Raw genomic sequence first — 25,768 nt, 5'->3', positions numbered from 1 at the left:
AATTAAAGGCCGATTTCAAACTTGTGGTGCACCACACTGCGCCCGCCAAAGCCCTCCTTGAACGATGCAAGCTGTTCGTTCAGGTACTTCCCATCATTTTCCGTTGAAATTCCGAAGTCAAAGTACCGTTTTCCAATACTTCGATACTGTTCAATGACCTCAAGAAACAACAGGTCCAAAGCCCCGTTATTCATTCCGTCAGGGGTCGCCGAAATATACTGGGCATGCGCAACAGTCTCAGTCTCAAAAATCACGGTACCACCTTGTGGAATTCCCTGATCGTCGTTAACCAAGAACAGTTTTATTTGCTTTGGAAACCGAGCCGCCAAAAGGATGATCTCTTCACAGGAATGCACGGGCATTCGCTCATACTTTTCTTGCAACCGAGCGCTTAAAATTTTCCAGAACGACGAGAAATCATTACTTTGAACTACTGAGAATCCAGCTTTCAAAGCGCGTTTGCGACCACGCAGCCTCAGGCTCGACGGCTTTGCATCTGCCTTCAAATCCACAGTTGTCGTAACTTCAGTCAAACACCTCGCATCAGCAATCGCGTTAAGAGCATAAATTTCGCCCTCTGCGGGTACTCGATGATAAATCCATGGAACTGGTTTAACGAGGGCCGCCTTAACGCCCTGCCCGAGCAGAGTGGAAAACAGCATATCATACACTTCTTTAACGACTGATATTCTGTTGAACTTGGGCAACAGCAACAGACCACCAAAGGTCAAACCGCCATGACTACACCACGCCTCACCTCGAATATTTCCCGGAACAACCCCAATTAGATGCTGATCCCGGTACACGAGGAAAGAGCAGTCATCAAAGCGATCTTCGTGATAGTCCATATAGGCCCGGTCAAACATAAAGTGACCGTTGTCGGCAACAACAACTATTGAGCGCCAAGCTTCCGCTGAGCTACCGTCATATCGAACTATATGAACTCTGTTATTGCCCGAACTCTGTATCACTTTTGCACCAATCATTTAACGCTGGTTCAAATCTCACGCAAACTTAGAATGTTTCGGCAGACTTCGCATGCTAAAGTTTTGAACAAACACCCTGATCCGCCAAATAAGGACCGATGCGATGAGCTCTTCTCCCAGTAGCACGAAGAAAACAGACTATACCGGGCATTATAAAGCATCCGAGGTAGACGTGTATCCGTCGGAGTTTCTGGTGAGAGCCTTCTTGGGGACCTACGAAAAACTCAAAATCGACCACAAACTTCTCCGGGGCAAAAAAGTTCTGGACTTAGGCTTTGGCGATGGCCGCAACTTTCAGTTGCTTCATGATCTTGGTATGGAGCTTTATGGCACCGAGATCACCGAATCCATATGCAAGCTGATCACAGAACGGCTCTATCAGAGAAAAGGCATCAGCGTCGACGCCCGGGTTGGACGCAATACTTCAATTCCGTTCGCGAACTCCTTCTTCGACTGTATCGTCGCTAGTAGCTCATCGTACTACATGGATGAAGGGAACAAGTACGAGGATAATCTCGCAGAGATCCACCGCGTTTTAAAACCCGGCGGGCTTTTCATTCATTCCCTGCCTATGCCCAGCACGTTCATCATGAGAAATGCGATTGATACAGGGGAAGGCCATATGAGGATCACCGAAGACCCATACGGCGTTCGTGTTGGCACATTGATGAAGCAGTTCAAAACCGAAGACGAAGTCCGAAGTTACTTGACGCATGGGTTTAAGGATATTTCCATTGGTAGCGCCAAAGATGATTTTTGGGGCGACGCAGTTCACCTATGGCTAGTCGTCTGCACCAAAACTTAATGCTGATCATAGGCATGTGCGAAAATGCAAAAATCACTTCAAATTGAATGGAATCTTGGATGCAGTGGTTAAAGAAAGGTCTCATCTGCAACAATAAGACGTTTAATTTACCTTGGTACCAACGCAACACCATGGTTCCGGTACCTCATCTGATCAATGACGACCGACTTCGCATTTTCGTCACCATGTGCGACGAAAACAATGTCGGCAGAATTGGTTATGTCGATGTATCTCCAAGCAATCCTTCTGAGATTCTTGATTACAGCCAACAACCCGTTCTTGATATTGGTGCCGACGGTGCCTTTGATGACAATGGCGTCGTAACCGCTTCCATTCTAGAGGATGGCAATAAGCTGTTCCTTTATTACTCTGGATATCAACTATGCGTAAAAGTCCCCTACATGATTTTTGCTGGCGTAGCTGTAAGTGATGACAACGGCAAGTCTTTCCGCAAAATCAGTTCGCATTCACCAATGCTTGATCGCACGACAGGAGAGAAGTCAACTCGGTGTGCTCCCTTCGTGCTAAAAGAAGGTGGAACTTACCGTATGTGGTATACTGCCGATACTGAAGACGGCTGGATCAACAGCAACGGCAAAAAGCTTCCGCTTTATGACCTGAAATACCTATCCTCCAACAGCCCAACGGAATGGCCTCGGTCGCCCGGAAAAACTTCTTTAACGTTCAAAAGTCGCGATGAACATGGAATTGCGAAATGCACACTATGGAAAGAAGCCGACTTGCACCACATCATATACTCAATTCGGAGCCTTTCGCAGGGGTATCGTCTTGGATATGCGATCTCAAAAAATGGTATCGATTTTGAAAGAAGAGACGAGGAGATCGGTATTGATGTGTCCAACTCAGGTTGGGATAGCGAAATGATTGCTTTTGCCGAGCGCTTCCAATTCAAAGATAAGGTCTATCTGTTCTACTGTGGAAATCATTACGGTATGGATGGCATGGGTTATGCCGAACTCGTATCGGACACTCAAGAACAATGAAAAAAATTATTATCACAGGTGCAGGAAGCGCTCAGGCTAACGGGGTTATAAATTGTTTGCGCATGGCCAACAGCGGCGAACAAATCATCGGGTTTGGCTCTGATCCAATCGACCTAGTGATGTGTGATGCCGACGTTCGTTACTTGATACCACACTCACAACATCCTGATTACAAGACTAAATTTCTTGCAACACTCGCGGCACTTAAGCCCGATATGATTCATTTTCAACATGACTTAGAGCTTTGGACCGCGCTTAAATTTCGTGACGAGATTGAAGCCACCGGCGTAAGAATGCTGGTCCCTGATTTTGAAACGATTGATACTTGCGTTCACAAATTCAAGTCTTGGGAAAAATTCAAAAGTCATGGCTTAGTGGTCCCAGAAAATATACTAATTAACACTCCGCAAGACTTAAAAGTCGCACTAGAAAATTTAGGCGACGAAGAAGGCACAATCTGGCTTCGCTCTACTGAAATTGGTGGCGGAGGAAAAGGTGCCTTTCCCACCAACGACTTAAATGAAGCAATCGAATGGATTGAGCGGTATGATGGTTGGGGACATTTTTCTGCAGCAGAACTGTTAACAAGCCAAACAGTGACTTGGCTATCAATCTGGAAAGATGGCGATCTGGTCGTTTCCCAATCAAGGCGGCGCAAAGGCTGGGCCCACAGTTCCCTTAGTCCATCAGGGGTAACCGGGGTTACGAAAATTGGTGAAACCTGTTCTGATCCCGAAGTTGAGGAAATAGGAAAAAATGCCGTTCGGGCCGTAAGTAAGACGCCTCATGGTATATATGGTGTCGATATGACTTACGATAAGAATGGCGTCCCGAACCCTACAGAGATCAATATTTCTCGTTTTTTTACCACGATTCAGTTCTTCGCAGAAGCCGGCCTCAATATGCCTGCGATCCTGAAAGACATCGTACTGTACAATCGCCTTCCTCCCAAAGAGGCCAAGATGCGGAATCCTCTTCCTGATGGATTGCTTTGGTTAAGGGCTATGGATCGCGCCCCGCTTCTGACGACAGCAGCAGAAATTCGCGCTTTGCTCAACGAGGCCCCATGAAAATGAATGTCGCAAAATATATTGCTGAATTCCTCGTTTCCAAAAATGTAAGGCATGTTTTTGGATACTCTGGTGGCGCCATTCTGAAGATGCTTGACGAAATGGTCGCAACCGGACAGATCGTGTATATTCAAAACTACCATGAACAAGCATCTTCGTTTGCGGCCGATGCGTATGGTCGAGTAACCGATACTGTCGGTGTCGCTTTGGCAACTTCTGGCCCAGGCGCCACCAATCTGGTTACAGGTATTGCCAATGCCTATCTGGATTCAACCCCGACACTGTTTATCACTGGCCAAGATTACCGTAGCAATATACTCACAAAGGGAAACGCACGCCAAAATGGCTTTCAAGATCTTAACATTACTGCAATTGTAAAGCCGATCACAAAATACGCCAAACTTATCGACAATCCACAAGAAATCAGGTTTGAGCTGGAAAAAGCTTATCATCTTTCGGTATCCGGTCGACCTGGTGCTGTGCTTCTCGATATCCCTATAGATGTTCAGTTTGCAGAAATAGTACCTGAGAGCCTTCACGGGTTTACCCCTCCAGCCCTGAGCATTCCTGACCTAAAAATCCCCCAAATCAAAAAACTGATTGCCGGTTCTATACGTCCTACAATTTTGGTCGGAGGTGGCATTCGAACAGCAAAAGCCCACACAGAAGTACGAGAATTTGCAAAACTGTCGGGTATACCAGTTATAGCTACCCTAATGGGCTTGGACAGTGTTGAAGAAAACTATGGTTTCGCGGGGCTTCACGGAAATACTTATGCCAATATGGCAATTCAGAATTCCGATCTTATCATCGCCCTAGGAGCGCGTTTTGGGCAACGGCAAGTAGGAAAAGACCCGTCCAAATACAGTGGCGCTAAGGTTGTTCATGTCGACATAGACGAAAATGAGCTTCATCGAATTTTTAAAGAAGAAATAACCGTAAAATCACACTTGAAGCACTTCCTGCAAAACATAAACTCTGAGTGTGCCGGTTTTTCATTTCCTGACTTTTCTCATTGGCATGCGATAATCCAAGAGTGGGAAAAAAAATATAAGAAAAATGCTTACCTTAACACCGTGGGTCTCGACCCCGTTAAAGCAGTCGAAAAACTGTCCGATATTATAAGCCATAATGCGATAATCACTTCTGATGTTGGTCACAACCAAATGTGGGTCGCTCAAGGTTTCAGATCCCGCGGGGAGCAGCGCATCCTAAATTCCTCCGGACTGGGAAGTATGGGATTTTCGCTTCCCTGCGCTATTGGGGCCCAAATAGCTCATCCGGACAAGCAGGTTATTTGCTTTACTGGTGATGGAGGATTACAAATGAACATCCAAGAGTTGATGTTCATTGGACACCGCAAACTCCCCATCAAGTGCCTAGTATTTAATAATAATACGCTAGGAATGATGAGAGAGGTTCAGTCTCGATATTACAACAATCATTACTACGGCTCCAATCGAGATGAGTTTCAATGCGTCGATTTAAATGCAATAGCGACGGCGTACGGTATCGAATATGTCTGCATCAAGACTCTCGATGAAATTTCCACTCTCAAAGAGTCTCTAGCCGACCATAAGCCCTACATAATTGAACTTGAGATTGCATTCGACTCAAAACTGTCAAACAGATACGACGAAGCAGAGTTTTTTGAGGCAGAGCGAATAAATGACGCTTCCATCTGACAAAAACCTCTATGTTGATTTTGACGGTACGTTGATTGATCCGAGCAAACGTCTGTACAGACTCTTCAGTGAACTCAATCCAACAAGCCGAAAAATTTCGTTCTCAGAATACTGGGACCTCAAGAATACCGGACTGACTCAAGAATCCCTGCTGACGGATATTCTTCGGTTAAACCCTCGGCAAGTCACAAACTTCAAAGCCGGATGGCTATCAGAGATCGAAAATCCCGAGCTTTTGGCACTAGACTGTCCCCTCCCGGGCGCCGAGAACTTTTTATCGAAGTTATCGACTTACTCAGATTTGCATCTGGTCACAGCTCGTCAGTCCTCCATCGGCGTGGAAAAACAGTTAGCAGATCTGGGTTGGAACAGGTTTTTCAAAAATGTAATCGTCACGCTCGCAAAATCGAGCAAGGAAGAAGCAATAAAGTCGCGCACAGTCCCACGCGCAGCCGACATTATCGTCGGGGATACCTGCGAAGATATCTGTACGGGCAAAGCACTAGATATCTTAACCGTAGCTGTAGAAACCGGTCACACTCTTAAATCGGCCTTTGAAGCGTGCTCTCCAGATGCCATTATTCCGTCCGTATCAATGTTTGATGCTTCTCTCTGGGAACAACTGCTCCTACGCAAACACCTAACCAACTAAACCTTCTGCCAAACACAAAAGCGAAAACTGAGCGTTCTATTCTCCCAAAAGAATGTGCTACTGTGTTGGAGTTGAAGCGTTTTACAGACAGCCACGGGGCCCTTTCGATGTCGATTGATGGGTGCAAAATCATCGAACTACCAAAAATATCCAGCGATCAAGGCAGCCTGACCTTTGTTGAGGGAACTCACCATATCCCCTTCGATATAGCGCGCGTTTATTATCTTTATGACGTTCCAGGAGGTGGAGTCCGTGGCGGCCATGCCCATAAAAACCTTCATCAACTTATAGTTGCAATGTCAGGTAGCTTTGACATCACCATTGACGACGGAAAAGATAAGAAAACTTACCATCTCAATCGCTCCTATTATGGCCTTTATATCTGCCCTATGATTTGGCGTGAACTCGACAACTTTTCCTCTGGGTCTGTCTGCATGGTACTCGCATCGAGTGTTTATCGCGAGGAAGATTATCATCGCGATTACGCTGAATTCATGCGTGCCCGATGGAGCAACGAATGACTGTTGCCTTTTTGGACCCCAGAGCTAGCTACCTGGAGATCAAGGAAGAGCTCGACCAAGCGTATCAGACGGTTATGGATTCAGGCATTTATATACTTGGCGAGTTTGTCGAGAATTTTGAACGTGACTTTGCAACATATTGTGAAGCACGTTTCTGTGTTGGCGTGGCAAGTGGACTTGACGCGTTGGTGCTTAGCCTAAAGGCATTAGACATAGGCCCAGGCGACGAGGTTATTGTTCCCTCACATACCTTTATTGCGACCTGGCTGGCTGTGTCCGCTGTCGGTGCTGTGCCAGTAGCAGTCGAGCCCGATCAGCGAACGTTTAATCTGAGTGCTGAACAGCTTGGCAGCGCACTAACTCCCAGGACGCGTGCTGTCATAGCAGTACACCTATACGGGCTTCCTGCCGATATTGTTGGGATACAACAGTTCTGCAAAAGAAACTCTATATTTCTAATTGAAGACGCTGCTCAAGCTCATGGCGCGACTTACAATAACAAAAAGATTGGCAGCCACGGAGATGCAGTCTGCTGGAGCTTCTATCCAGGAAAAAATCTGGGAGCTTTCGGAGATGGTGGTGCCATCACAACCAATTCAAAGAAGATCGAACACAAACTAAAGTTAATTCGAAACTATGGCTCTGCGGTCAAATACCAGAACCAGCTTAAAGGAATGAACAGTCGGTTAGACCCACTTCAGGCTGCAATGCTACAGGTCAAGCTTAAGTACCTCGACACTTGGAATGCGCGCCGTAAGGATATTGCGAATGTTTATTTTGATAAACTCAGAGATACCGAACTTGTTCTCCCAACCAGCCCCGCAAACTGTGGTCACGCATGGCATCTGTTTGTTATAAGGCATCCAAAGCGGGATCGACTGCAAAAAGCCCTTGCAGCCAATCAGATAGGCACCCTAATTCACTACCCAATTCCGCCCTACCGTCAAGAAGCATATTCAGAACTACGAATTGCCGCTACGAGCTATCCAATTGCCAATCAGATGGCGCAAGAGGTCCTGAGCCTACCGATGGGACCACATATGTCCAAAACGGACGCAAATATTGTCGCGGACCACGTCCTTGATTTTCTCGGCTAGAAAAGCTTCTTGGACCCCCGAAAGAGAAAGCAAGTTGAATGCACGGCCCAGCTAAAGAACAACTCGCAATCAAGATTGATGGTGTACTTCTACAAGCTATAGAAAAAAGTGAAGATTTAAATCAGCTATTCAATCTGGCCGAACATTACGGGAAGTTTCACTGGCTGAATACAACCAGTAGATGGGCATGTCCGGAGGTCGAAAGACACGTATTTCACAAAGTTTCCTCCGCAATCACGACGAACGGTAAAACAGTTACAAAGGGAGCGATAACCCATGTACTGTCCGAAGGGTACGACGTCGGTGGTCATACCCCCCTGTGTGTTAACCTCGCAAAAGAGCAAGCTCAGCGAGGCGAGCACGTACAACTTGTGATCACGCGAAATGTCACGCCGAATGTAGCATCAGATATCAAGCAGTCGGGTATTGCTACGCACATCTGCAGCGGCTCACACCTAGAGAAGCTCAATAGCCTGACGAACTTGTTTTTGCAGAGCAAGGCAGTCGTATTACACATCCATCCAGATGACATCGTCGCATGTTGCGCAGCAATATTTGCAGAACGCGAGGGGATACCGTGTCTGTTTGTAAACCATGCAGATATTCATTTCAGTTACGGGCCGTCTCAATGCTCTACCGTACTCGAAATCTCGGCAGGAAGTTGGTTATCAACGCAAGCATTCCGTCATCCCAAAAGCCAATCTTTTCTTGGAATTCCATGTACGGATCTGAATGTCAGTAATGAGCCAACTGAAGACAAAGTTACCGGCAACTACTTCATTACTGTCGGCGGCGCCCACAAATATCATCTGGATAATTCCACAATCTTCGTAGATTTCGTTGAAGAACTTTGTGGAAAACTTGACGAAAAACTTAAAATTATTGGAGTGGGTAACGCCACCCCCTTCAGTAAGCTGTCTGATAAAGCAAAAAGAAATTTGGAGATCCTCGGCACACAAACCAGGGATGCGACCATTCGTCAGATGAGGAATGCCAAGGCTTACATTGACAGCTTCCCCGAAGGCGGAGGAACGTCAGTTACCAATGCGATGCTTCTGTGTCTCCCGATCTTCGGGTGCAAAGCGAAGGGAGGCATGTTCGGCGACGACTACCTGTCCGCCTCAACAACAGAACTAATTGATCGAATACAACACTTTAGAAAAGACGGGCCGAACATAAAAAAGTTGCAGGAGCGAGCTGAGTTCATTCGTAAAACGTTTTCGCTAAAGACATGTGCGGACCGTCTTGAATCGACCATCGCGGGGGGGCGATTGCAAGTCCCCTTTGATTTTCAAGCTGATGAGATCGACCTCACTTTCTATCAAAAGCAATGGTTATCATCAGAACGCTTCTACGTTCCGCCGTTCATCAAAATCAATTCACCGAAGCAGCAATAGCAACCGAAACACTTTGGCATGTGTTTTAGTCCTAACATGCAAAGCTTACTTGATGCATTCCGAAGCAGGCTCGCTGAACACATCAATACTCACTTCAACAACGCCAACCGATACCGCCCGACCTTCTCAAACCCAAGCGCTTCATAGGCCTTCGCGGCCGCGTCACTATCGGTTGACAGAATAGCACGTTTAACGCCCCTCGCCCGCACCGCCAAAAGCGTTTTGGCAACAAGAATACGGGCATAACCGTTGGAGCGCTCCTCTGGCGGGGTCCAGACGGGGCCGACTTGCACCATGTCGGGCACGATCGCGTTGAAGCCTGAAAGCGACACGGTCTTGCCATCAACGATCAGGCCCCACATTGTTCTTGCATCAAGTGCATGGACAAGGCGCGAAGCAATTTTACTATCAAGGCTTGGTGTGTCTTCTGCCCCCAATGCCTCGATCTCGTAGGCGCGCAACCAGCGCAACAGGGTATTGCGGTCAATCTTTTCCGCATCGACCATCTGAAAATCGTCAGCGCGTGCATTTTGTGGCACGATCAAATTGCTGAGATCAAGCTCGTAAAGCACATCCGATACGTTGATCGCGTAGGCCGCGTCCTCAAGCCCCAACTGGCACAGCATATCCTGCGCTGCGTCGGCATCACCAAACACACCAGAAACCGGCTTGAGCGGATCGGCAATAAACGCCGCAGTCAACCCCTTGGGGATAGCCTTCTGATCGCCAACCTCAACAAACACCTTACCATTGCCAAACTGCGCGACAATCGCGCTGATGCCACCATCAGGGGCAACTTCCCCGAACCAGTTCCCAGAAAGCGGGTGACGACGTCGCTCGATACCGGCAGCTCGCAGGTTCCCGCGCAGCACCATGCAAGTCGCAGAATGTTTGGCAAGGAATGCGGTTGCGGCATCAAAATCGGTGTCGTGCAGCTTTCTGTACTGCATATCGGGGGTCCCTTTCTTTGGGCTTCAGGTAATTGCCAACCTTCCGAATTGGCATAAAAAAAGACCGCTCCATTAGCGGCCCTTCACATATCGCAAGGTAATCCAACAGAGGTTCAAACACTTATGTCTTGAAAGCTCGTCGCATTGTTCCAACCATCCGATGTCACCTTAAATTCAAAAAATATCTCTTCGATGGATTGTTATTATCACAACCTTCCGAATTTTCGATCCTTCTTTTTAAAATTCTTTTCCGACCACAACATCACCCTGATTCCGGAATACGGAAACAATTTGGGCCCTGCAAGAAGCTGATTTTCAATTCGGTTTGCGATAACCTCCGAAACTGGTATTACCATTACCGAGCGCATTTTATTCGGAGTTGACCTCATGCCAGTGATTACCTGCGTCGAAGACCTGAAACGTATCTATAAACGTCGCGCACCGCGCATGTTTTACGATTACGCAGAATCCGGAAGCTGGACCGAGCAGACATTCCGTGAAAACACCACCGACTTTCAGGATATTCACCTGCGTCAGCGGGTCGCGATCGACATGGCCGGGCGCTCGACCAAAAGCCGGATGATCGGTCAGGATGTCGCCATGCCTGTCGCCCTTGCCCCGGTGGGACTGACCGGCATGCAATGTGCAGACGGCGAAATCAAGGCTGCCCGCGCAGCAGAGAAGTTCGGCGTGCCCTACACATTGTCGACCATGTCGATCTGTTCGATCGAGGATGTTGCCGAGAACACCTCCAAGCCCTTCTGGTTACAGGTTTACACGCTCAAAGACGACGATTTCATGAAGCGGCTGTTTGACCGAGCGAAAGCAGCCAAGTGCTCCGCCGCGGTCATCACGGTGGACCTTCAGATGCTCGGGCAACGCCACAAGGATTTGAAGAACGGCCTTTCCGCCCCGCCCAAGCTGACCGTCAAATCGGTCGCCAACATGATGACAAAGGTGCAGTGGGGGCTGGGTATGCTTGGCACCAAGCGCCGCTTCTTTGGTAACATCGTCGGCCATGCCAAGGGGGTTGCCGACCCCTCTTCACTGAGTACCTGGACCGCCGAAGCGTTCGATGAATCACTTGATTGGGACCGTATTCGCGAGTTCCGCAAAATGTGGGATGGGCCCTTGATCATCAAGGGGATCATTGATCCGCGTGATGCCCTGGAAGCCCTTAACGTTGGCGCAGATGCCATCATTGTTTCCAACCATGGCGGACGCCAGCTTGATGGTGCCCTGTCCTCAATCCGTGCATTGCCCGCAATCATGGATGCCATCGGTGACAAGATCGAGGTCCATCTGGATAGCGGGATCCGTTCCGGCCAGGATGTGCTGAAAGCACTGGCACTGGGCGCCAAGGGCACCTATATCGGGCGCGCTTATGTTTATGGTCTGGGCGCAATGGGCGAAGCCGGTGTGACCAAGGCGCTTGAGCTCATTCACAAGGAGCTTGAAGTCTCCATGGCGCTTTGCGGGCGTACGGACGTGACCAAGGTGGATCGCGACATCCTTATGATCCCGCGCGATTTTTCGGACCGCTGGCAGTAACGCAATACCCGCTGTTACATTCCGCTGAACCAAACAAAAAACGGCGTCTTTCCTTCGCGAAGACGCCGTTTTTTTGTTGGTTTTGCCCGCAGACAAAGCAACACCCGCAAAAAGAAAAAGCGCCACCCGAAGGTGACGCTTTTCCAATAAAATCGCGAGCCTGCTGCCCGAAAACGACTTAACGTTTCGAGAACTGGAAGCTACGACGTGCTTTGGCGCGACCGTATTTTTTACGTTCGACTGCACGGGAGTCACGGGTCAGGAAGCCGCCTGCCTTGAGCGACGGACGCAGTGCCGGCTCAAACAGGGTCAGCGCGCGCGAGATACCGTGACGAACGGCACCGGCCTGACCAGAAAGACCACCACCGGTAACGGTGCAAACGACGTCGAACTGATCTTTACGGTTGGCAACGCCGAACGGCTGGTTGATCACCATGCGCAGAACCGGACGTGCGAAGTAATCTTCGAATTCGCGGCCATTGACGGTAACTTTACCCGAGCCCGGTTTGATCCAGACGCGTGCAATTGCGTTCTTACGACGACCGGTTGCATAGGAACGGCCCTGTGCGTCGATCTTCGGTTCCGGCAGGGTGCCTTCTGCAGCAGCAGCTTCACCGCCCTGTGCCAGATCTTTGAGATCTTCAAGAGTTTTGGTGTCGGCCATTACTTAGCACTCCGCTTATTCTTGTCGTTCATTGCGGCAAGATCGAGAACTTCCGGCTTCTGTGCATCATGCGGATGCTCGGTACCGGCATAGACGTGCAGCTTGGAAAGAACCTGGCTGCGCAGCGGACCACGGGACATCATACGCTCGACAGCTTTGATGATCACACGTTCCGGATGCTCGCCATTCAGCAGCTTGTCCATGGTGCGTTCTTTGATGCCGCCCGGATAACCGGTGTGCCAGTAGAACTTCTTGTTCTGAAGTTTACGGCCGGTCAGTTTGACTTTTTCGGCATTGACGATGACGATGTGATCGCCACAATCCATGTGCGGGGTAAACATTGCTTTGTGTTTACCACGAAGACGGTTGGCAACAACGGCTGCAAGACGGCCGAGTACGACGTCTTCTGCGTCGACTACAAACCATTTGCGCTCGATGTCACTCGGTGTCGCAGTGAAGGTTTTCATAATTTAATACTCGAAAACTGGGTTCCACGGAGGGAATCGCCCCTCGTTGAAAGTCGGCGCAGTATGCCAGCATTAAACAGGAAAGCAACAGGAATATTTCGTTACATTTCAACAACTTAAATCAATAGGTATTATTTTACCACATTGATTTTCATCATTTTCATACCGGTTTCGGCTCCGCCCCCTTTTCCGGCGGAATGGCATAGGTCCCGATGACATGCGCGCAAAGTGCATCGTCAACAGCCGACCGGATATGACATTCCGCAATCAGAAGCCGCTTCCCGGCTTTGAGGATTTTCGCCTCCGCCAGCAAATCACCCGGCTTTGCCCCGGAAAGGAAATGCACGGTCGCCTCGGTCGTCACCGCCAGATCGGCCTTGGGTACCACAAGCCACGCCACCGCATAAAGCGCAATATCGGCCAATCCAAAGATTGCCGGGCCACAAATCACATTGCCCGGCCGGATGTGCCGTTCATTGAATGGCAGGCGCAACAAGGCACGGTCCCCCGAAAGTTCTTCGGTTCGTACGTTCATGTCCCCGACGAACGGAACTTTCTCGCGCATGATCACATCAAAATCAGCAGGTGTTATGCCCGTGCGGGGTGGCATGGCTGTCATTGCGGGTTCCTCCCTGTCGCCACCCTTGCCTTTGGTGGCGCTGTTCTCTTTGCACACAGCCTGACATAACGTTTACGTTAACGTCAATATTTTCAAACCAGCCCCCTTGATGATCACAACCGGTGCCGCATAGAAACGCCCCTGAAAATCCCCTCTCCTACCCGCCAAGAATTGACGAAAGCTCGATCACCGTTATCCAGATCACGGCCAGAATCACAATGACCGTAATCAGGAAGGATCCGATATTGGGCAACCACTTTTCCACTCCACGCCGCTTCACGGCAGCCCCAGACAATGCAGTCGGCCTGAGCGCATTTGCATGAACAGGAATTTCTGGTGGATGCCCCGGCAAGGCTTCGGAAAACACACCGGGCCGGGTTTGTGGGAGCTTGGAATGCATCGTGTCGTCACCATCTTGGGTAACGGAGCGGTGTCCAAAGGGCGTCAGGATCGAAATGAAATCAGCAAACGGTTTAACGTCTTCGGATATCGTTTCGGTCGCTGCGGTACTGGGATTTGTTTTTTTGGGTTGCTCGCCGCTTTCGCGCGGATCACTGTCGCGGGCATCCTGATCCGGGTTAGGATCAATCGGGTCCTGCACCCCCGATATATTACCATCTGGCTGGTTATTATCCATGCCCTGCATGTGCGCCCGACGGCGGACACCGGCCGACACCAGACGCGCTGGTGCCGCGCGATCCACCCCTGATATACGTGCCATCATCGTGATAACAGAACAGCAAGTTCTGAATAGGTCGCGAGGATCACACTCGCAATTACGATACTGACAATCAGGGATGCACTGGCGCGCGGTAATTTTTTCCGCAACCAGTCATTCAGATCGAAATTGGAACTGATATCGGATGTGGGACGTTTAAATCTTGGCCTGACCGGACCACGCAGGATAACTGTGGGCTTGTCCACTTCATCGTTGGACGCCCAGTGATACCGGTTTTCCGGAAGGTAAACCGGGTGGCGGTCTTCCTGACCTTTTACGTCACTTTCCATGGCGACTACGGCGCTACCTCCGCCGTCTCCTGCAACAAGGGTTAATGTCACATTCCAGCCCCTGCCTTACCCGGCATACCTTGCCAGCCAATACAGGGTCCCCCTCGTCTTGCACTCTCCCCATTACGCATAATTACGAATCATAAAATCCCCTGTCACACGCTTAAGCGTGCAACACGGTATAATAGTCCCCACATTTAGGCAGGTTTGAGGCAAAGTTCAGGAATTGATATTCTATTCTGGATTGCTTTTACGCTATCCGCTGATCAATTTGCCAAGCTCGGTATAAACCAGCACCAGAACATAGCCGACAGCAATGGCTGCAACCATATATGCACCCAGCTTGGGCAGGACTTTATCAAGCGCCAAAGCATTTCTGCGTTCCGTTGCTTTTTTGTTGGCCCGGCGCTGCTTGGTGGCTTTCCGGCCGTCCGCGCGTGCCGAATGTGCCGGCGATACAATACCGGAATTAAGTCGTCGGGCTTCTTCCTGACTAAGCCAGTTTGCACTGTTATCAGGCAGATCGATATTGCCAGATCCATTGCGCGATGTGGATTTCAGATCATCTACACGACCGGCAATATCGTTATGCATATCCAGGCCGGTTTGCGCCCCATCGCCCAGACTTTCCAGATATTCCCTATACGCACTTCCTGTCCCGTCATCCCCGCCCCGCAGGTCTTCCTGCGCGGCATTTGTCTGCGCCCCATTGGGTTGGGCCTGATACAGGGCTGCATTTCCGGCAAGGACGTGACGATTGGGTTTCGGCCTGTCGCCCGGTTTACCGGTACTGCGCAGATCATTTGCGGTAACCGGCTTTATCTTTTTCGACGCGGCGGGTTTCGGTCCCGCCATTGCCGTCCCGGAAATATCACGCGCCATATCGGGATCAAGGGCGCTGACATCCGGGTTATCCGGATCCTTTTCCGGTCGGCGGGGCTGAAGGATTTCGGGAACGTCAAACCCGCGGCTTAACAACCGGGCGCGTGCCTCGGCGCGCTGACGTTCCATGTCCCAGTCTATGGCCTCCTTACGGTCATAGCGTTTCATTTTCGTCTTGGCGACCGGCGAAACCGGCTGGCGCTTTTTAACGATTTCCTTGGTCGTGACAAAACGACCAGGAGCCCGCTGTGGTTTACGTTTTTCGTCGTCGGTCATTTCCCACTGCCCATAAACGGGACCGCCCCACAGGTCAGGATCATTATTGTGGTATTTTTAGTTTCCAACAAAACCGGGACGTGAAATTCTACAACGACAGTATATTGACGTAAAAGTAAAAAACATACAGTGCGCGCCATCACAGGGAGGCATAAATGACCAGAAACTCGCCCAACAGCCACACAGATGAAACCAGCCTTGTCCTGCGCAAAGACGAGGGCCCGGTCGCAACCCTGACCCTGAATGCCGCCAAAAGCCGCAATGCCCTTTCCGGGGCGATGATGGCGGCTCTGCACACGGCATTGGATCAGATCGCAGGCGATCCTGCCATTCGCTGTGTGATCCTTGCAGCAAACGGTCCGGCTTTTTGTGCTGGTCATGACCTTAAGGAAATGAACGGCATTTCCACCTGCGACGGCCATGCGGCCCTGTTTTCCCAATGCAGCGCGCTGATGATGCGGATTGTCACCCTGCCCCAGCCGGTGATCGCACGCGTTCATGCCGTGGCGACAGCGGCCGGTTGCCAACTGGTGGCAAGCTGCGATCTTGCCGTTGCCGGAACATTTGCAAAATTTGCCACACCCGGCGTCAATATCGGGCTGTTCTGTTCGACCCCGATGGTCGCACTCAGCCGCAATGTATCGCGCAAACATGCCATGCGCATGCTGTTGACCGGTGACCCGATTGATGCCCAAACCGCGTGGCAGATGGGGCTGATTTCCGATGTCGTCGAAGATGACGACCTGATCACCGCAACTGACGACCTTGCCAAACGCATCGCATCACGTTCGGGCATGACGGTAAAACTGGGCAAGGAAGCATTCTACCGCCAGCTCGAAATGCCATTGTCCGACGCTTATGCCTATGCATCCGGGGTGATGACCGACAACATGCAAAAACACGATGCGCGCGAGGGGATCGGCGCATTCGTTGAAAAACGCCATCCGGAATGGCGGCATGAATAGGCGCGATATCGCCCGTTACTTTGCCCTCGACTTCCCCCGTCGGCTCTGGCTTGATAATTGCTGAAAATCACCCGAAGGAGGGGAATGATGAATTTGGAAATCTGGCTTACCTTCGTTCTGGCCTGCTCAATCGTGCTGGCCATTCCCGGTCCGACCATCATGCTGGTGGTCAGCTATGCCCTTGGCAAGGGCCGCCAGACCGCATGGGCGACGGTTCCGGGTGTTGCGCTGGGCGACCTGACCGCGATGACGGTTTCGCTGGCCGGTGCCGGTGCGTTGCTGGCGGCATCGGCAAATGCGTTTACGGTGCTGAAATTATGCGGCGCGGGATATCTGATTTATCTTGGCATCAAGATGTGGCGCGAAAAACCGGGCGCACTGGAAGATAACCCGGATGCCAAACGCAACCGACCGTCACGCATGTTCCTGCAGGCCTATATCGTGACGGCCTTAAACCCCAAAGGCATCGTGTTCTTCATTGCCTTTGTGCCGCAATTCGTCAATGCCTCGATGCCCATATTGCCGCAATTCGTGATTATGACCGCAACCTTTGTCTCGCTGGCGGCGGTCAATGTTGCGATCTGGGCAATCATGGCCGGTGCCCTGCGGGAAAAATTCCGCAAACCGACCGCCATGTTGCGCCTGACCCGTGCAGGCGGTGCCGTAATGATCGGTGCGGGCCTTCTGACCGCCCTTACCCGCCGCGCGAACGCTGCGGTCTGACCGACAGGGATGATGCGATCTGGCCCAGCCATTCACGACCGATCGCATCACGCCCGAACAGGCTGATCACCACGACAACCAATCCGCACAGCAACACATTCCATGCCGGCCGCAACGGCCACATGAATTCCAGATTGGCGACCAGAACGGCCGACGGCGGCACACCGGTCGCAAGCCCGTACCACGCATATTCAATCCCTGCCGTTGCCAGCCCAGCCAGAACCGCAATCGATACCAGAACCAACGGTGATCTCAACGACCAGTCACGCGCATGGGCTGCGCGATACAGCATAAGTGCAACAAAAAATCCCGACATCAGGGTCGCTTCGCTGACATCGATCTTTGACTGCATAAAGAAATGCAGGGCCGCCAACACGCCAATGCCATAACTGATCTTGTGCAACCGGGTCCAATTCCTGCCAAGCTTGCGCATGGCTGATTTGGTCGATGTCATCCCAAGAATGACAAGCCCCGTCAGCGCGACAAAGCCAATGGTCAGGTAAATCCGTACCAGAATTTCATTAGCCACGCGCAGCACATCCCATGACTGGCTCAGCATATATAACAACAGATGGATTAAGGCATATCCCAACGCCGCCAAACCAACCTGACGGCGAATTTGGACAAGCTTGCTGGCACGTGTAATCCGGCGAAGCGGCGTGATCAGAAGCGAGATCAGCAACATCCGGATCGCCCAATCGCCGCTTTCAAGGATCGCCTCCTTGACCGGAATGGTCGCCCCGCCTTCGGCAATCACCGGCCAGAGAATGAAACAGCCCGGCACAAGCAGCAGCACAAACACGGTCAGCTTAAAAACCGAAAATCTGCCGGACGGATCAAGCCATGGAAACATGCGGGATACCTTTGGTGTTTTGGGTAATGGGCAATATATCCCCTACTCAACCCTGTTTCGTTCAATCCGTCAGTTAAATTTGCCATCAACTTTCTGCGAGCGCCGCGGCATTACATAATCCCGACGCCAGAAGATTGCAGCAGCAGATCAAAACCTTATGTATCATACAGACATAACGATGCCGCATCGCAAACCAAAGGCAGATGACATGAGCGATTTCAAAAATCCCGACGACAATGCCACGCAGGCATTGCTTGAACGTACCAAGACAATTGCGCTGGTCGGCGCCAGCCCGAAAGCCGAACGTCCGTCAAACGGTGTGATGAAGTTCCTTTTATCGCGCGGCTATCACGTCATTCCGGTCAATCCCGGCCAGGCTGGCGGTGAAATCCACGGTCAAAAGGTCTTCGCAACCCTTGGCGATATTCCTGAGCCGGTCGATATGGTCGATATCTTCCGCAATAGCGAGGATGCCGGTGGTGTGATTGACGAGGCCATTGCGATTGGTGCCAAATCCGTTTGGATGCAGCTTGGCGTCATCAACATCAGTGGTGCCACCCGCGCGCAGGATGCCGGGCTTGATGTCGTGATGAACCGTTGCCCGGCAATCGAAATCCCCCGTCTTTTCGCCCCGGACTGGAAAGTCGCCTGATACGGCGCGCCGGACCGACGCCAAAAACACAAAAGGCACCGCGTGAATGGCGGTGCCTTTCATTTCATACCAAGCAGGCCGAAATCAGCCGCGACCACACATTTTCATCAAATCGGGAACCAGCCCCTGATTGCCGATGAAATCCGGCTGCACGGCACTGGTCACCGTGTAGGTCGTCGTCGCTTCGTCAACCAGCGGATCGTAAAGTCCCGACGTTTCCATCACCAGCGACATCACGCCATCGGACTTGATCCGGAGCGCAGCAAAACCATTGGCATATTCGGTACGGGCGCATTCCTTGCCAAGAATCTGGTCAAACTGCCCGACAAGCGCATAGCGCGGGTTTTCGATCAGATGATCACGTTTGGCAACAGCACCGGCAATCAGACCGGGACGCGGGATATATTTGCCAAAACGAACCTGTGACTGGACGATATAACCATCCGGGAAATAAACCGCGACGTCCTCGGCAAGAAGGATGCGATCACCGATGACCTGACCGGACCGCAAAAGTGCCTTGATCCGCTTGCCCGGAATTTCGCCCGAAAAGGCATTGAAACGAAGATACTTGCCGTCACCGCGCTCGGCGGCATAAAGCTTTTCAAATGGTACTGGTGGCGTTTTATCTGCAGCAGCCCCTGGTCGGGCAAAACTTCCGGCCATGATAACAACGGCCATCGCGCAGATACCGGCACCGCGCAATGAACGGCACAAATTTCTGATCATCTTCCCCCGTCTCTCCCTTTCGCGGCTCGGATACCCCGCAGACATTAGGTGTATTGCGTCCAATTTCAACCGTTATTCACAGGATTAAATCTGTATTTAATCGACTATCCATAAAAAACAACGGGGTGGCATCATGCCACCCCGTTGCCGAAGATTTGGTAAACGATCGCGGATTAGTCGATCGAGATGGTCACACGACGGTTACGCGGTTCACGAACACCATCCGGAGTCGGGATAAGCAGATCGCTCTCGCCAACAGCTTCGCTGTCAACCATGTCGCCTTTAACACCACGTTTGGTCAGCTCTGACAGTGCCGAAGAAGCACGACGCTCCGACAGACCCTGGTTATAAGAAGCCGAACCCGACGCATCGGTGTGGCCAACGACGGTCACGTTGCTCATGCTCGATGCCCACTGCTCGGCAGCGGCATCAAGAACACGCTCGGAAACCGGGGTGATCGCGGTGCTGTCAAAGTCGAAGAAGATGGTGAACAGGCGCGGTGCGGCTGCAACCGGCTCCGGTGCCATTTCTTTCGGCTCTTCCGCACGCAATTCTGACATTGCGGCTTCGAAATCTTTCCAGCACTGGCTGATCAGATCAGTCTGCCAGCCTTCTTCGCTTTCTTCGATCCAGCAATCGAAACGAGCCTGCGCAATTGCGGCCGTATCCGGTTTTGCTTCACGCTTGCCATCGTCAAGAAGAGCGATCAGTTCATCACGAACTGCGCGCTTCTGTGCGATTTCTTCGGCGTCAAAACGCCAGTTGGCCGGATCTTCCGGAAGAATCGTTTCGTTTTCAGCGACCTTGCCTGCTTTCTTCGCAAAGAAGTCGGCGTCGAAGAAATCGTACCATTCATCGGCTTCACGCTGTGCGTATGCGATATATTCGGCTTTAAGCGCCTTGCCGAACGCAGTTGAAGGTTCCGCGCCGGTAATCGCACCATTCACGGAGTTACCGTAAGTAAACGGGTTACCGCCATACGGGACTGCCGTACCCGAGTTGTCGACACTGCTACACGCGCTAAGAAGGGCGATGCCCCCGATAGCACAGATAAAAGACGGACGAAGCTGCATGTTTTTGCCCCTATAGTTCAGGTTGTTATTCACTAACCAACAATATCACCAATGATGGTCATATTATGTCTCTAAACGACCGAAAATACGAAAAGTTCCATAACACTAGGTTCAGGTGGTACTTTGAGGTCACTTTTCAAGATCGCCTAAACCTGCGATGCTGAAGCATCATAAGCTAGTATGTGGGCTTTATACTACAACCCATGTTAGCAGCACATACAATCTCTGAGCAAGTGAGGTTTAAATGATGGAAACAGATATGGCGACGATTGCCGAAATGCTAAAGGCATTTGCGCTGGGCTTCGGGATGGATCTGCTGGGTGCGGTTCTGATTCTGATTGTCGGCTGGTGGGTCGCTGGTCGCGCCTCCGCCCTGGTCCGCCATTCCCTGAAGAATGCAAAATTTGTCGACGCGACGATCAAACCCCTTGCCGCAAACATTGTGCGCTACCTGATACTGATCTTTGTCCTGATCGCCGTTCTGTCGAATTTCGGCGTCCAGACCGCAAGCATCATCGCCGTACTTGGTGCCGCCGGTCTTGCTATCGGCTTGGCCCTGCAAGGGACATTGTCCAACATTGCCGCTGGCGTAATGATCCTGATCCTGCGACCAATCAAAGTCGACGAATTCATCGAAGCGGGTTCTGTTTCGGGCACCGTGGTTGAAATCACCCTGTTCACGACGCTGTTCAAAACGGCAGACGGGGTCTATGTTTCCGCTCCGAACTCGCAAATCTGGAACAGCGCGATCAAAAACTATTCGCGCAATCCTACCCGTCGTCTGGATATCAAGGTTGGTATTTCTTATGACGATGATGTCGATGCCGCACTTGATTTCCTTAAAAATCTGGTTGCAAGCGATCCGCGCGTTCTAAAGGACCCCGAACCCATGAGCTTCGTTGCCAACCTTGGCGAAAGCTCTGTCGATCTGACAGCACGCGGCTGGACCAGCACGCCCGATTACTGGGCGACTTTCTGGGATCTCAGCCGTCGTTCGAAAACGGAACTTGAAGCCGCCGGTTACGCGATTCCCTTCCCGCAGCGCGACCTGCATATCAAAGAAGGTGTCGAAACCGCATCAACGGCCCTTCCGACAAAGGCCGCCCCGGCGAAAAAGCCTGCAACACGCAGCACGGCAGCAAAACCGGCGACCAAGGCGACGGCAGCCAAAACCACAGCAGCCAAAAACCCCACTGCCAGCAAATCAACAACCACCAAAAGCTGATTTGTCATAAAAATTTGATCTGCCAAAGGCGGCCCCATCCGGGCCGTCTTTTTTCGTTTCACGCAATCCGTTTCGCCCGTTTTGACGCGTAGTAGCCCGCTGTTACCCGCTTATCCCTGCCATGATCTATAGTTTCAGGATCACAACAAACGGGAGGATAAAATAATGTCAGCAAAAAAAATCCTGATGCTGGTCGGCGATTATGCCGAAGATTACGAAACAATGGTTCCGTTCCAGACGCTGCTTGCAGTTGGCCATTCGGTTGACGCCGTTTGCCCCAACAAAAAAGCCGGTGATTCGATTGCGACCGCCATTCACGATTTCGAAGGCGATCAGACATACAGCGAAAAGCGCGGGCACAATTTTGCGCTGAATGCCGATTTCGAAAAAGCCCGGGTGCAGGACTATGATGCCCTTCTGATCCCCGGCGGGCGGGCGCCGGAATATCTGCGCTTAAACGAGGATGTCATCCGTCTGGTTCGCGACTTCAACGATGCCGACAAACCGATTGCCGCGGTCTGCCACGGTGCGCAAATTCTTGCTGCGGCGGATATCCTCAAAGATCGCCGTGTATCTGCCTATCCGGCCTGCGCCCCCGAAGTACGCCTTGCCGGTGGGACTTATGCTGAAATCGCGATTGATGATGCCTGCATTGACGGCAATCTTGTCACCGCACCGGCATGGCCGGCACATCCAAAATGGCTGGCCGGTTTCCTGACCCTGCTTGGGACTGAAATCAGCCTATAAAACAATCGGCGATTGCCTTTCGGCACGGTTTGCCGGACCATGACCCTGTAACCAGCCACCGACGTTCCATCGTCGGTGGCAAAAACAGGAGAGGTCGTCATCATGTGTCAGATCTATTCCGGCACCAATCCCGAACTTTATCAGTCCGTCAGTCGATCTTTGCGCATCAATGGCGTTGTAACCAGTGTCCGCCTTGAACAGCGATTCTGGCAGATCCTTGATGAAATCGCCGCGGGCGAAGGCTTCAGCACCCCGCAATTTCTTGGCAAACTGCATGATGAAGTTGTCAGCCAGCGCGGCGATATTCCCAATTTCGCATCGCTTCTGCGCGTCGTCTGCACAGTTTATCTGGAACATCAGGCAGGCTTGGCCACGCAGCCCCCGGAAACAACAAAACCCGCCAGTCGTCTGGCTTAAATCAGTTCAGCCAGGATGAAATTTCACGTGAACTGAACCCGCCACTGGCCATCATCGACGGAACGCTTTGCCGTTTCAGCGTTGGCTGCTGGGGCTTGATGATCGCATTGCGGCTTTGAAGCCCTGCTGCGGCACCGTAATCAAGTGACGAACCGCCAAACCAGTTTTTCGATGTTTCCGACGCTTCTGGCGTGGTCTTTTCCCGCGCCTTGCTTTCGTAGATCCAGCGCAGTTCCTGTTTCAGGGTCTGGTATTCCGGCGTATCCGGCGCAGAGTTAACCTCGTTAACAATCTGCAGCTTGACCATCTGCGGAAATTTATCAAGCCGCTCCAGAAGCATGAATTTGACACTTGGACGCACGGCGTCGGAACGCATCAGCTTCATCACCAGACGACGATAGATATCAATCCGCAGATTGCCATGCGATGCCAGTTCGATGAATTCCTCGACAAATTCGCGCGCGGCCATCTTGCCATCCAGAAGCGCGCGCAAATTGCCCGCCATCGCCCGGCGATAGGCTTCGCGAATTTCGACAACATGGTTGCTTGCGCGGTTGCGAACCAACTGGAACGCTTCCGGGCTGAACGCATTCCGCGACAGAAGCTTGGCGCAATCGGCCACCAGTTCATGCTTGGTTGCTTCTGACACCACTTCAAAAACGCCGGTAATAAGTTCCTTGCACTTGGCGTGCGGTCCCATACGGATCGCTGCGGCCAATGCCATCGGGCTTTCCGGATCCTTGGTTGCAATCACCGCAAGTGCCAGCGGATCATCATACTGCATCAATGCCAGATCATTGCTCAGCAAATGCTCCGGCATCAGAAGCCGCTGCTGCGCCCCTGCCCCGGTAACGGTCAACGGTTCGCCACTGCGATAATTATCTTTGATGGAAAGGGCATATTTCAGCCCGTCATAGGAGATTCCGAGATCCTTGCGCATCCCGTTTACTCTCCCTTCGGCCCCTGGGGTCGTTCATCCGGCAAGCGGCGTGTACGACCAGACTTTTCGGAACCGTGCGGCGATGCCGCAGCCGTCGTACCCGCCGCACGACCACGCGGCCCGGAAGGCTGAAGCTCGTTAAAGAAATCGATATACCAATCCATATCCGTCGATGCCATGGCATAACGGCCACCCGCCGCCGGGCGCTCGATGCTGTCTTCGGGGATCGCAGCGCTCATCTGAAGGACAACCGCCGACGGGGCGCTCATACCTGCGCGCCAGGCCAGGGCGGTAATGGCGCGCGCACTTCCCGAATCAAGGATTTTGGAAACGATTGCAGCAGGCATCTGCGCATAATGCGCAAGGCTCTGAACCACCAGCGCGTCTTCGTTACGCGACAAAGCATCAAGAATGTAATGATCGATGGTGACCGGCTCGACCGGTCCGCCCTGCTCGCCCGCATCGTCATGCATCACATCGTCAAACTCATGTTCCACCGGAACCGGTGCCGTGCGGCTTACAATGCGACTCTCGAACTTTGCTTTTTCAATACGCTGGCGCACTGATTGGCGCATGGCCCGTGCCACTTCGGCCCGCATGCGACCGCGTTCGACCAGCGTGTCGAACAACGATGCCAGAATGAAATGCGCCACACGGCGCTGCGCCTGACGGGAAATCTTGTTGCGACCATCCGCCATTTCATCATGTGGCGTCTTGCTGGCGGCTTCTTTCCTGCTGCCGAATTTCGGGGTCAGGGCCACCACATTGCGCGGCGCGTCATCCGATGACAGCAACCGGTTAAGCAACCCGCCCTTTTCCTTTTCCCAACGATCCCGTGCCAGACGTGCCTGTGCCGCGGCCTCCTGTTCGGCTTCCAGCTTCTCGGCGGCTGTTTGCACAAACTCGCCACGCCCACGCAGAATATCAAGGAAATCGGCATCGCTTAAAAGTTCGACATATTCGCCAAGCGACACCCGGCCAATCGCCGCAATATCCTGACGCAAACGCATCGCGGCCTGGCGTGTCATATAAGGTGTATGGCTCAGTTCCTGCTCAATCAGGGCAATGACCTGCGGGCGATAACAATCGGCCATATTGCCGATCGCCGTTACGAATTCCTCGACCATATCAAGGCGTTCGGACGGGCTAAGATCATTCAGATGACGGCGCAGGCGGCGCGCAACATCCATGCGGACGTCGCTGTCAAAATCCGGCTGGCCGTCTTCATCTTCGTCATCATCGGCAAGGTCGGCCGACAGGCGCGCGGCATAATCAAGGCCACTTTGCGCCAGTTGACCATCGGAATCTTTTTTACGCGGGATACGGGGGGCACGCGAATTTGCCTGTTCGGCCGCGCCAAACTCGTCTGGCGCGATGCTCCGGACCGTTTCCGCCAGATCACGAAGTTTCGCCGCCGACTTGTCGTCAAGCGCGCCGTCATCCTTCGATTTCTGCCGATTGAACATCCAGTTCAGCATTATCGCAGTAATTCCCCTGTCCCCTGCCTTTCGGCAAATCGGCGTCAACCCCTTGCAACGCCAACATTTTTTATCTGGCCTTGGATCGCTTATAGCAAAGCAATCCACCCCAAACAACAATACAAGAGCCAAAAACCTTTTAAACTCATGGTCATGACCGTTTCTCGGAAATACCAAGGATACAGGTCAGAACACTTTGACTATCACGGCAAACACTCAAAAAAACATTAACAATACAAACCACTATCCGGCGGTATGGCCGGTATTTCAAACATCGCGAAACTCTCGCACAAAAAAACGGGCGGCTTGTTGCCGCCCGTCTCGTTTCGTCACGC

Annotated in this window: 28 protein-coding genes; 15 read left to right on the top strand and 13 right to left on the bottom strand. The window is 51.7% G+C overall.

Annotated elements, in window-relative coordinates; genetic code table 11:
* Positions 1-2: 2 nt before the first annotated feature.
* Entirely contained in the window at positions 3-986 is a 984-nt protein-coding gene (locus IT971_RS07710) for a GNAT family N-acetyltransferase (RefSeq protein ID WP_065701946.1), read from the bottom strand.
* A gap of 103 nt (positions 987-1,089) precedes the next feature.
* Between IT971_RS07710 and IT971_RS07705 the strand changes: the two genes are divergently transcribed.
* From IT971_RS07705 to IT971_RS07670, 8 genes are all read left to right on the top strand, one after another.
* The gene (locus IT971_RS07705; protein WP_063093399.1) at positions 1,090-1,791 is read left to right on the top strand and encodes a class I SAM-dependent methyltransferase; all 702 of its coding nucleotides are present in this window, start codon (positions 1,090-1,092) and stop codon (positions 1,789-1,791) included.
* Between the two features lie 59 nt (positions 1,792-1,850).
* On the top strand, positions 1,851-2,795 hold the full coding sequence (locus IT971_RS07700) for a hypothetical protein (protein WP_063093398.1): 945 nt from the start codon (positions 1,851-1,853) through the stop codon (positions 2,793-2,795).
* Complete coding sequence (locus IT971_RS07695) at positions 2,792-3,865, top strand: carboxylate--amine ligase (RefSeq protein ID WP_063093397.1); 1,074 nt, start codon at positions 2,792-2,794, stop codon at positions 3,863-3,865. The genes IT971_RS07700 and IT971_RS07695 overlap by 4 nt, the downstream gene beginning before the upstream one ends.
* Positions 3,862-5,550 (top strand): thiamine pyrophosphate-binding protein, encoded by a 1,689-nt coding sequence (locus IT971_RS07690; RefSeq protein WP_063093396.1) that lies wholly within the window; start codon positions 3,862-3,864, stop codon positions 5,548-5,550. Before IT971_RS07695 ends, IT971_RS07690 begins: the two co-directional genes overlap by 4 nt.
* Positions 5,534-6,202: an HAD family hydrolase gene (locus IT971_RS07685; RefSeq protein WP_063093395.1), complete on the top strand. Its 669-nt coding sequence runs from the start codon at positions 5,534-5,536 to the stop codon at positions 6,200-6,202. Before IT971_RS07690 ends, IT971_RS07685 begins: the two co-directional genes overlap by 17 nt.
* Before the next feature lie 107 nt (positions 6,203-6,309).
* Complete coding sequence (locus tag IT971_RS07680; protein WP_063093394.1) at positions 6,310-6,723, top strand: FdtA/QdtA family cupin domain-containing protein; 414 nt, start codon at positions 6,310-6,312, stop codon at positions 6,721-6,723.
* Positions 6,720-7,820, top strand: a complete 1,101-nt coding sequence (locus IT971_RS07675; protein ID WP_063093393.1) for a DegT/DnrJ/EryC1/StrS aminotransferase family protein — start codon at positions 6,720-6,722, stop codon at positions 7,818-7,820. The genes IT971_RS07680 and IT971_RS07675 overlap by 4 nt, the downstream gene beginning before the upstream one ends.
* A 38-nt stretch (positions 7,821-7,858) precedes the next feature.
* Complete coding sequence (locus tag IT971_RS07670) at positions 7,859-9,217, top strand: hypothetical protein (RefSeq protein WP_063093392.1); 1,359 nt, start codon at positions 7,859-7,861, stop codon at positions 9,215-9,217.
* An 89-nt stretch (positions 9,218-9,306) separates the two neighbouring features.
* Here the strand turns inward: IT971_RS07670 and IT971_RS07665 are convergent, their stop codons facing one another.
* Complete coding sequence (locus IT971_RS07665) at positions 9,307-10,167, bottom strand: GNAT family N-acetyltransferase (protein WP_063093391.1); 861 nt, start codon at positions 10,165-10,167, stop codon at positions 9,307-9,309.
* A 387-nt stretch (positions 10,168-10,554) separates the two neighbouring features.
* Between IT971_RS07665 and IT971_RS07660 the strand changes: the two genes are divergently transcribed.
* Complete coding sequence (locus IT971_RS07660; RefSeq protein WP_063093389.1) at positions 10,555-11,718, top strand: alpha-hydroxy acid oxidase; 1,164 nt, start codon at positions 10,555-10,557, stop codon at positions 11,716-11,718.
* A 178-nt stretch (positions 11,719-11,896) separates the two neighbouring features.
* Here the strand turns inward: IT971_RS07660 and rpsI are convergent, their stop codons facing one another.
* From rpsI to IT971_RS07630, 6 genes are all read right to left on the bottom strand, one after another.
* Entirely contained in the window at positions 11,897-12,382 is a 486-nt protein-coding gene (gene rpsI / locus IT971_RS07655) for a 30S ribosomal protein S9 (protein ID WP_007091635.1), read from the bottom strand.
* Positions 12,382-12,849 carry a 50S ribosomal protein L13 gene (rplM, locus tag IT971_RS07650; protein WP_007091636.1) on the bottom strand — a complete coding sequence of 156 codons (468 nt, stop codon included), beginning with the start codon at positions 12,847-12,849 and terminating at the stop codon, positions 12,382-12,384. The genes rpsI and rplM overlap by 1 nt, the downstream gene beginning before the upstream one ends.
* Positions 12,850-13,009: 160 nt before the next feature.
* Positions 13,010-13,468 carry a PaaI family thioesterase gene (locus IT971_RS07645; RefSeq protein WP_063093388.1) on the bottom strand — a complete coding sequence of 153 codons (459 nt, stop codon included), beginning with the start codon at positions 13,466-13,468 and terminating at the stop codon, positions 13,010-13,012.
* Between the two features lie 157 nt (positions 13,469-13,625).
* Complete coding sequence (locus IT971_RS07640; RefSeq protein ID WP_063093387.1) at positions 13,626-14,192, bottom strand: hypothetical protein; 567 nt, start codon at positions 14,190-14,192, stop codon at positions 13,626-13,628.
* Entirely contained in the window at positions 14,189-14,527 is a 339-nt protein-coding gene (locus tag IT971_RS07635; protein ID WP_139190014.1) for a hypothetical protein, read from the bottom strand. The genes IT971_RS07640 and IT971_RS07635 overlap by 4 nt, the downstream gene beginning before the upstream one ends.
* 204 nt (positions 14,528-14,731) lie before the next feature.
* The gene (locus tag IT971_RS07630; protein WP_063093386.1) at positions 14,732-15,634 is read right to left on the bottom strand and encodes a hypothetical protein; all 903 of its coding nucleotides are present in this window, start codon (positions 15,632-15,634) and stop codon (positions 14,732-14,734) included.
* A 155-nt stretch (positions 15,635-15,789) separates the two neighbouring features.
* On the opposite strand from IT971_RS07630, the gene IT971_RS07625 reads away from it, so the two are divergent.
* Together IT971_RS07625 and IT971_RS07620 are read left to right on the top strand one after the other, a co-directional pair.
* Positions 15,790-16,599 carry an enoyl-CoA hydratase gene (locus tag IT971_RS07625; RefSeq protein WP_007091641.1) on the top strand — a complete coding sequence of 270 codons (810 nt, stop codon included), beginning with the start codon at positions 15,790-15,792 and terminating at the stop codon, positions 16,597-16,599.
* 87 nt (positions 16,600-16,686) lie between these two features.
* The gene (locus tag IT971_RS07620) at positions 16,687-17,322 is read left to right on the top strand and encodes a LysE family translocator (RefSeq protein ID WP_063093385.1); all 636 of its coding nucleotides are present in this window, start codon (positions 16,687-16,689) and stop codon (positions 17,320-17,322) included.
* Here IT971_RS07620 and IT971_RS07615 read toward each other — a convergent pair.
* Positions 17,294-18,175: a sulfite oxidase heme-binding subunit YedZ gene (locus tag IT971_RS07615; RefSeq protein ID WP_063093384.1), complete on the bottom strand. Its 882-nt coding sequence runs from the start codon at positions 18,173-18,175 to the stop codon at positions 17,294-17,296. The two genes, IT971_RS07620 and IT971_RS07615, sit on opposite strands and share 29 nt — an antisense overlap.
* Positions 18,176-18,383: 208 nt before the next feature.
* Between IT971_RS07615 and IT971_RS07610 the strand changes: the two genes are divergently transcribed.
* Entirely contained in the window at positions 18,384-18,827 is a 444-nt protein-coding gene (locus IT971_RS07610) for a CoA-binding protein (RefSeq protein ID WP_063093443.1), read from the top strand.
* A gap of 84 nt (positions 18,828-18,911) precedes the next feature.
* Here the strand turns inward: IT971_RS07610 and IT971_RS07605 are convergent, their stop codons facing one another.
* Positions 18,912-19,553 (bottom strand): hypothetical protein, encoded by a 642-nt coding sequence (locus IT971_RS07605; RefSeq protein ID WP_007091645.1) that lies wholly within the window; start codon positions 19,551-19,553, stop codon positions 18,912-18,914.
* A 173-nt stretch (positions 19,554-19,726) separates the two neighbouring features.
* On the bottom strand, positions 19,727-20,626 hold the full coding sequence (locus IT971_RS07600) for an OmpA family protein (protein WP_223305059.1): 900 nt from the start codon (positions 20,624-20,626) through the stop codon (positions 19,727-19,729).
* A 244-nt stretch (positions 20,627-20,870) separates the two neighbouring features.
* Here IT971_RS07600 and IT971_RS07595 point away from each other — a divergent pair, with 244 nt between their 5' ends.
* The 3 genes from IT971_RS07595 to IT971_RS07585 all read left to right on the top strand — a co-directional run bounded on the left by IT971_RS07595 (position 20,871) and on the right by IT971_RS07585 (position 23,015).
* Positions 20,871-21,851 carry a mechanosensitive ion channel family protein gene (locus IT971_RS07595; protein ID WP_223305057.1) on the top strand — a complete coding sequence of 327 codons (981 nt, stop codon included), beginning with the start codon at positions 20,871-20,873 and terminating at the stop codon, positions 21,849-21,851.
* A 165-nt stretch (positions 21,852-22,016) separates the two neighbouring features.
* Entirely contained in the window at positions 22,017-22,598 is a 582-nt protein-coding gene (locus IT971_RS07590) for a DJ-1/PfpI family protein (protein ID WP_037987738.1), read from the top strand.
* A gap of 102 nt (positions 22,599-22,700) precedes the next feature.
* On the top strand, positions 22,701-23,015 hold the full coding sequence (locus IT971_RS07585) for a ribbon-helix-helix domain-containing protein (RefSeq protein ID WP_037987739.1): 315 nt from the start codon (positions 22,701-22,703) through the stop codon (positions 23,013-23,015).
* A gap of 1 nt (position 23,016) precedes the next feature.
* Here the strand turns inward: IT971_RS07585 and IT971_RS07580 are convergent, their stop codons facing one another.
* Both IT971_RS07580 and IT971_RS07575 read right to left on the bottom strand, forming a co-directional pair.
* Positions 23,017-23,955 (bottom strand): hypothetical protein, encoded by a 939-nt coding sequence (locus IT971_RS07580; RefSeq protein WP_037987740.1) that lies wholly within the window; start codon positions 23,953-23,955, stop codon positions 23,017-23,019.
* Between the two features lie 5 nt (positions 23,956-23,960).
* Positions 23,961-25,433: a DUF2336 domain-containing protein gene (locus tag IT971_RS07575; protein WP_037987741.1), complete on the bottom strand. Its 1,473-nt coding sequence runs from the start codon at positions 25,431-25,433 to the stop codon at positions 23,961-23,963.
* Between the last annotated feature and the right edge of the window lie 335 nt (positions 25,434-25,768).

This window comes from Thalassospira sp. B30-1 (assembly GCF_015767575.1).
GTDB classification, from domain to species: domain Bacteria; phylum Pseudomonadota; class Alphaproteobacteria; order Rhodospirillales; family Thalassospiraceae; genus Thalassospira; species Thalassospira xiamenensis.
This window is presented reverse-complemented; position numbering and strand designations above follow the sequence as displayed.

Excerpts from the sequence above, each read along its gene's own strand:
- IT971_RS07710 (WP_065701946.1), bottom strand. The coding sequence starts at position 986 with ATGATTGGTGCAAAAGTGATACAGAGTTCGGGCAATAACAGAGTTCAT.
- IT971_RS07705 (WP_063093399.1), top strand. The coding sequence starts at position 1,090 with ATGAGCTCTTCTCCCAGTAGCACGAAGAAAACAGACTATACCGGGCAT.
- IT971_RS07700 (WP_063093398.1), top strand. The coding sequence starts at position 1,851 with ATGCAGTGGTTAAAGAAAGGTCTCATCTGCAACAATAAGACGTTTAAT.
- IT971_RS07695 (WP_063093397.1), top strand. The coding sequence starts at position 2,792 with ATGAAAAAAATTATTATCACAGGTGCAGGAAGCGCTCAGGCTAACGGG.
- IT971_RS07690 (WP_063093396.1), top strand. The coding sequence starts at position 3,862 with ATGAAAATGAATGTCGCAAAATATATTGCTGAATTCCTCGTTTCCAAA.
- IT971_RS07685 (WP_063093395.1), top strand. The coding sequence starts at position 5,534 with ATGACGCTTCCATCTGACAAAAACCTCTATGTTGATTTTGACGGTACG.
- IT971_RS07680 (WP_063093394.1), top strand. The coding sequence starts at position 6,310 with ATGTCGATTGATGGGTGCAAAATCATCGAACTACCAAAAATATCCAGC.
- IT971_RS07675 (WP_063093393.1), top strand. The coding sequence starts at position 6,720 with ATGACTGTTGCCTTTTTGGACCCCAGAGCTAGCTACCTGGAGATCAAG.
- IT971_RS07670 (WP_063093392.1), top strand. The coding sequence starts at position 7,859 with ATGCACGGCCCAGCTAAAGAACAACTCGCAATCAAGATTGATGGTGTA.
- IT971_RS07665 (WP_063093391.1), bottom strand. The coding sequence starts at position 10,167 with ATGCAGTACAGAAAGCTGCACGACACCGATTTTGATGCCGCAACCGCA.
- IT971_RS07660 (WP_063093389.1), top strand. The coding sequence starts at position 10,555 with ATGCCAGTGATTACCTGCGTCGAAGACCTGAAACGTATCTATAAACGT.
- rpsI (WP_007091635.1), bottom strand. The coding sequence starts at position 12,382 with ATGGCCGACACCAAAACTCTTGAAGATCTCAAAGATCTGGCACAGGGC.
- rplM (WP_007091636.1), bottom strand. The coding sequence starts at position 12,849 with ATGAAAACCTTCACTGCGACACCGAGTGACATCGAGCGCAAATGGTTT.
- IT971_RS07645 (WP_063093388.1), bottom strand. The coding sequence starts at position 13,468 with ATGACAGCCATGCCACCCCGCACGGGCATAACACCTGCTGATTTTGAT.
- IT971_RS07640 (WP_063093387.1), bottom strand. The coding sequence starts at position 14,192 with ATGATGGCACGTATATCAGGGGTGGATCGCGCGGCACCAGCGCGTCTG.
- IT971_RS07630 (WP_063093386.1), bottom strand. The coding sequence starts at position 15,634 with ATGACCGACGACGAAAAACGTAAACCACAGCGGGCTCCTGGTCGTTTT.
- IT971_RS07625 (WP_007091641.1), top strand. The coding sequence starts at position 15,790 with ATGACCAGAAACTCGCCCAACAGCCACACAGATGAAACCAGCCTTGTC.
- IT971_RS07620 (WP_063093385.1), top strand. The coding sequence starts at position 16,687 with ATGAATTTGGAAATCTGGCTTACCTTCGTTCTGGCCTGCTCAATCGTG.
- IT971_RS07615 (WP_063093384.1), bottom strand. The coding sequence starts at position 18,175 with ATGTTTCCATGGCTTGATCCGTCCGGCAGATTTTCGGTTTTTAAGCTG.
- IT971_RS07610 (WP_063093443.1), top strand. The coding sequence starts at position 18,384 with ATGAGCGATTTCAAAAATCCCGACGACAATGCCACGCAGGCATTGCTT.
- IT971_RS07605 (WP_007091645.1), bottom strand. The coding sequence starts at position 19,553 with ATGATCAGAAATTTGTGCCGTTCATTGCGCGGTGCCGGTATCTGCGCG.
- IT971_RS07600 (WP_223305059.1), bottom strand. The coding sequence starts at position 20,626 with ATGCAGCTTCGTCCGTCTTTTATCTGTGCTATCGGGGGCATCGCCCTT.
- IT971_RS07595 (WP_223305057.1), top strand. The coding sequence starts at position 20,871 with ATGATGGAAACAGATATGGCGACGATTGCCGAAATGCTAAAGGCATTT.
- IT971_RS07590 (WP_037987738.1), top strand. The coding sequence starts at position 22,017 with ATGTCAGCAAAAAAAATCCTGATGCTGGTCGGCGATTATGCCGAAGAT.
- IT971_RS07585 (WP_037987739.1), top strand. The coding sequence starts at position 22,701 with ATGTGTCAGATCTATTCCGGCACCAATCCCGAACTTTATCAGTCCGTC.
- IT971_RS07580 (WP_037987740.1), bottom strand. The coding sequence starts at position 23,955 with ATGCGCAAGGATCTCGGAATCTCCTATGACGGGCTGAAATATGCCCTT.
- IT971_RS07575 (WP_037987741.1), bottom strand. The coding sequence starts at position 25,433 with ATGCTGAACTGGATGTTCAATCGGCAGAAATCGAAGGATGACGGCGCG.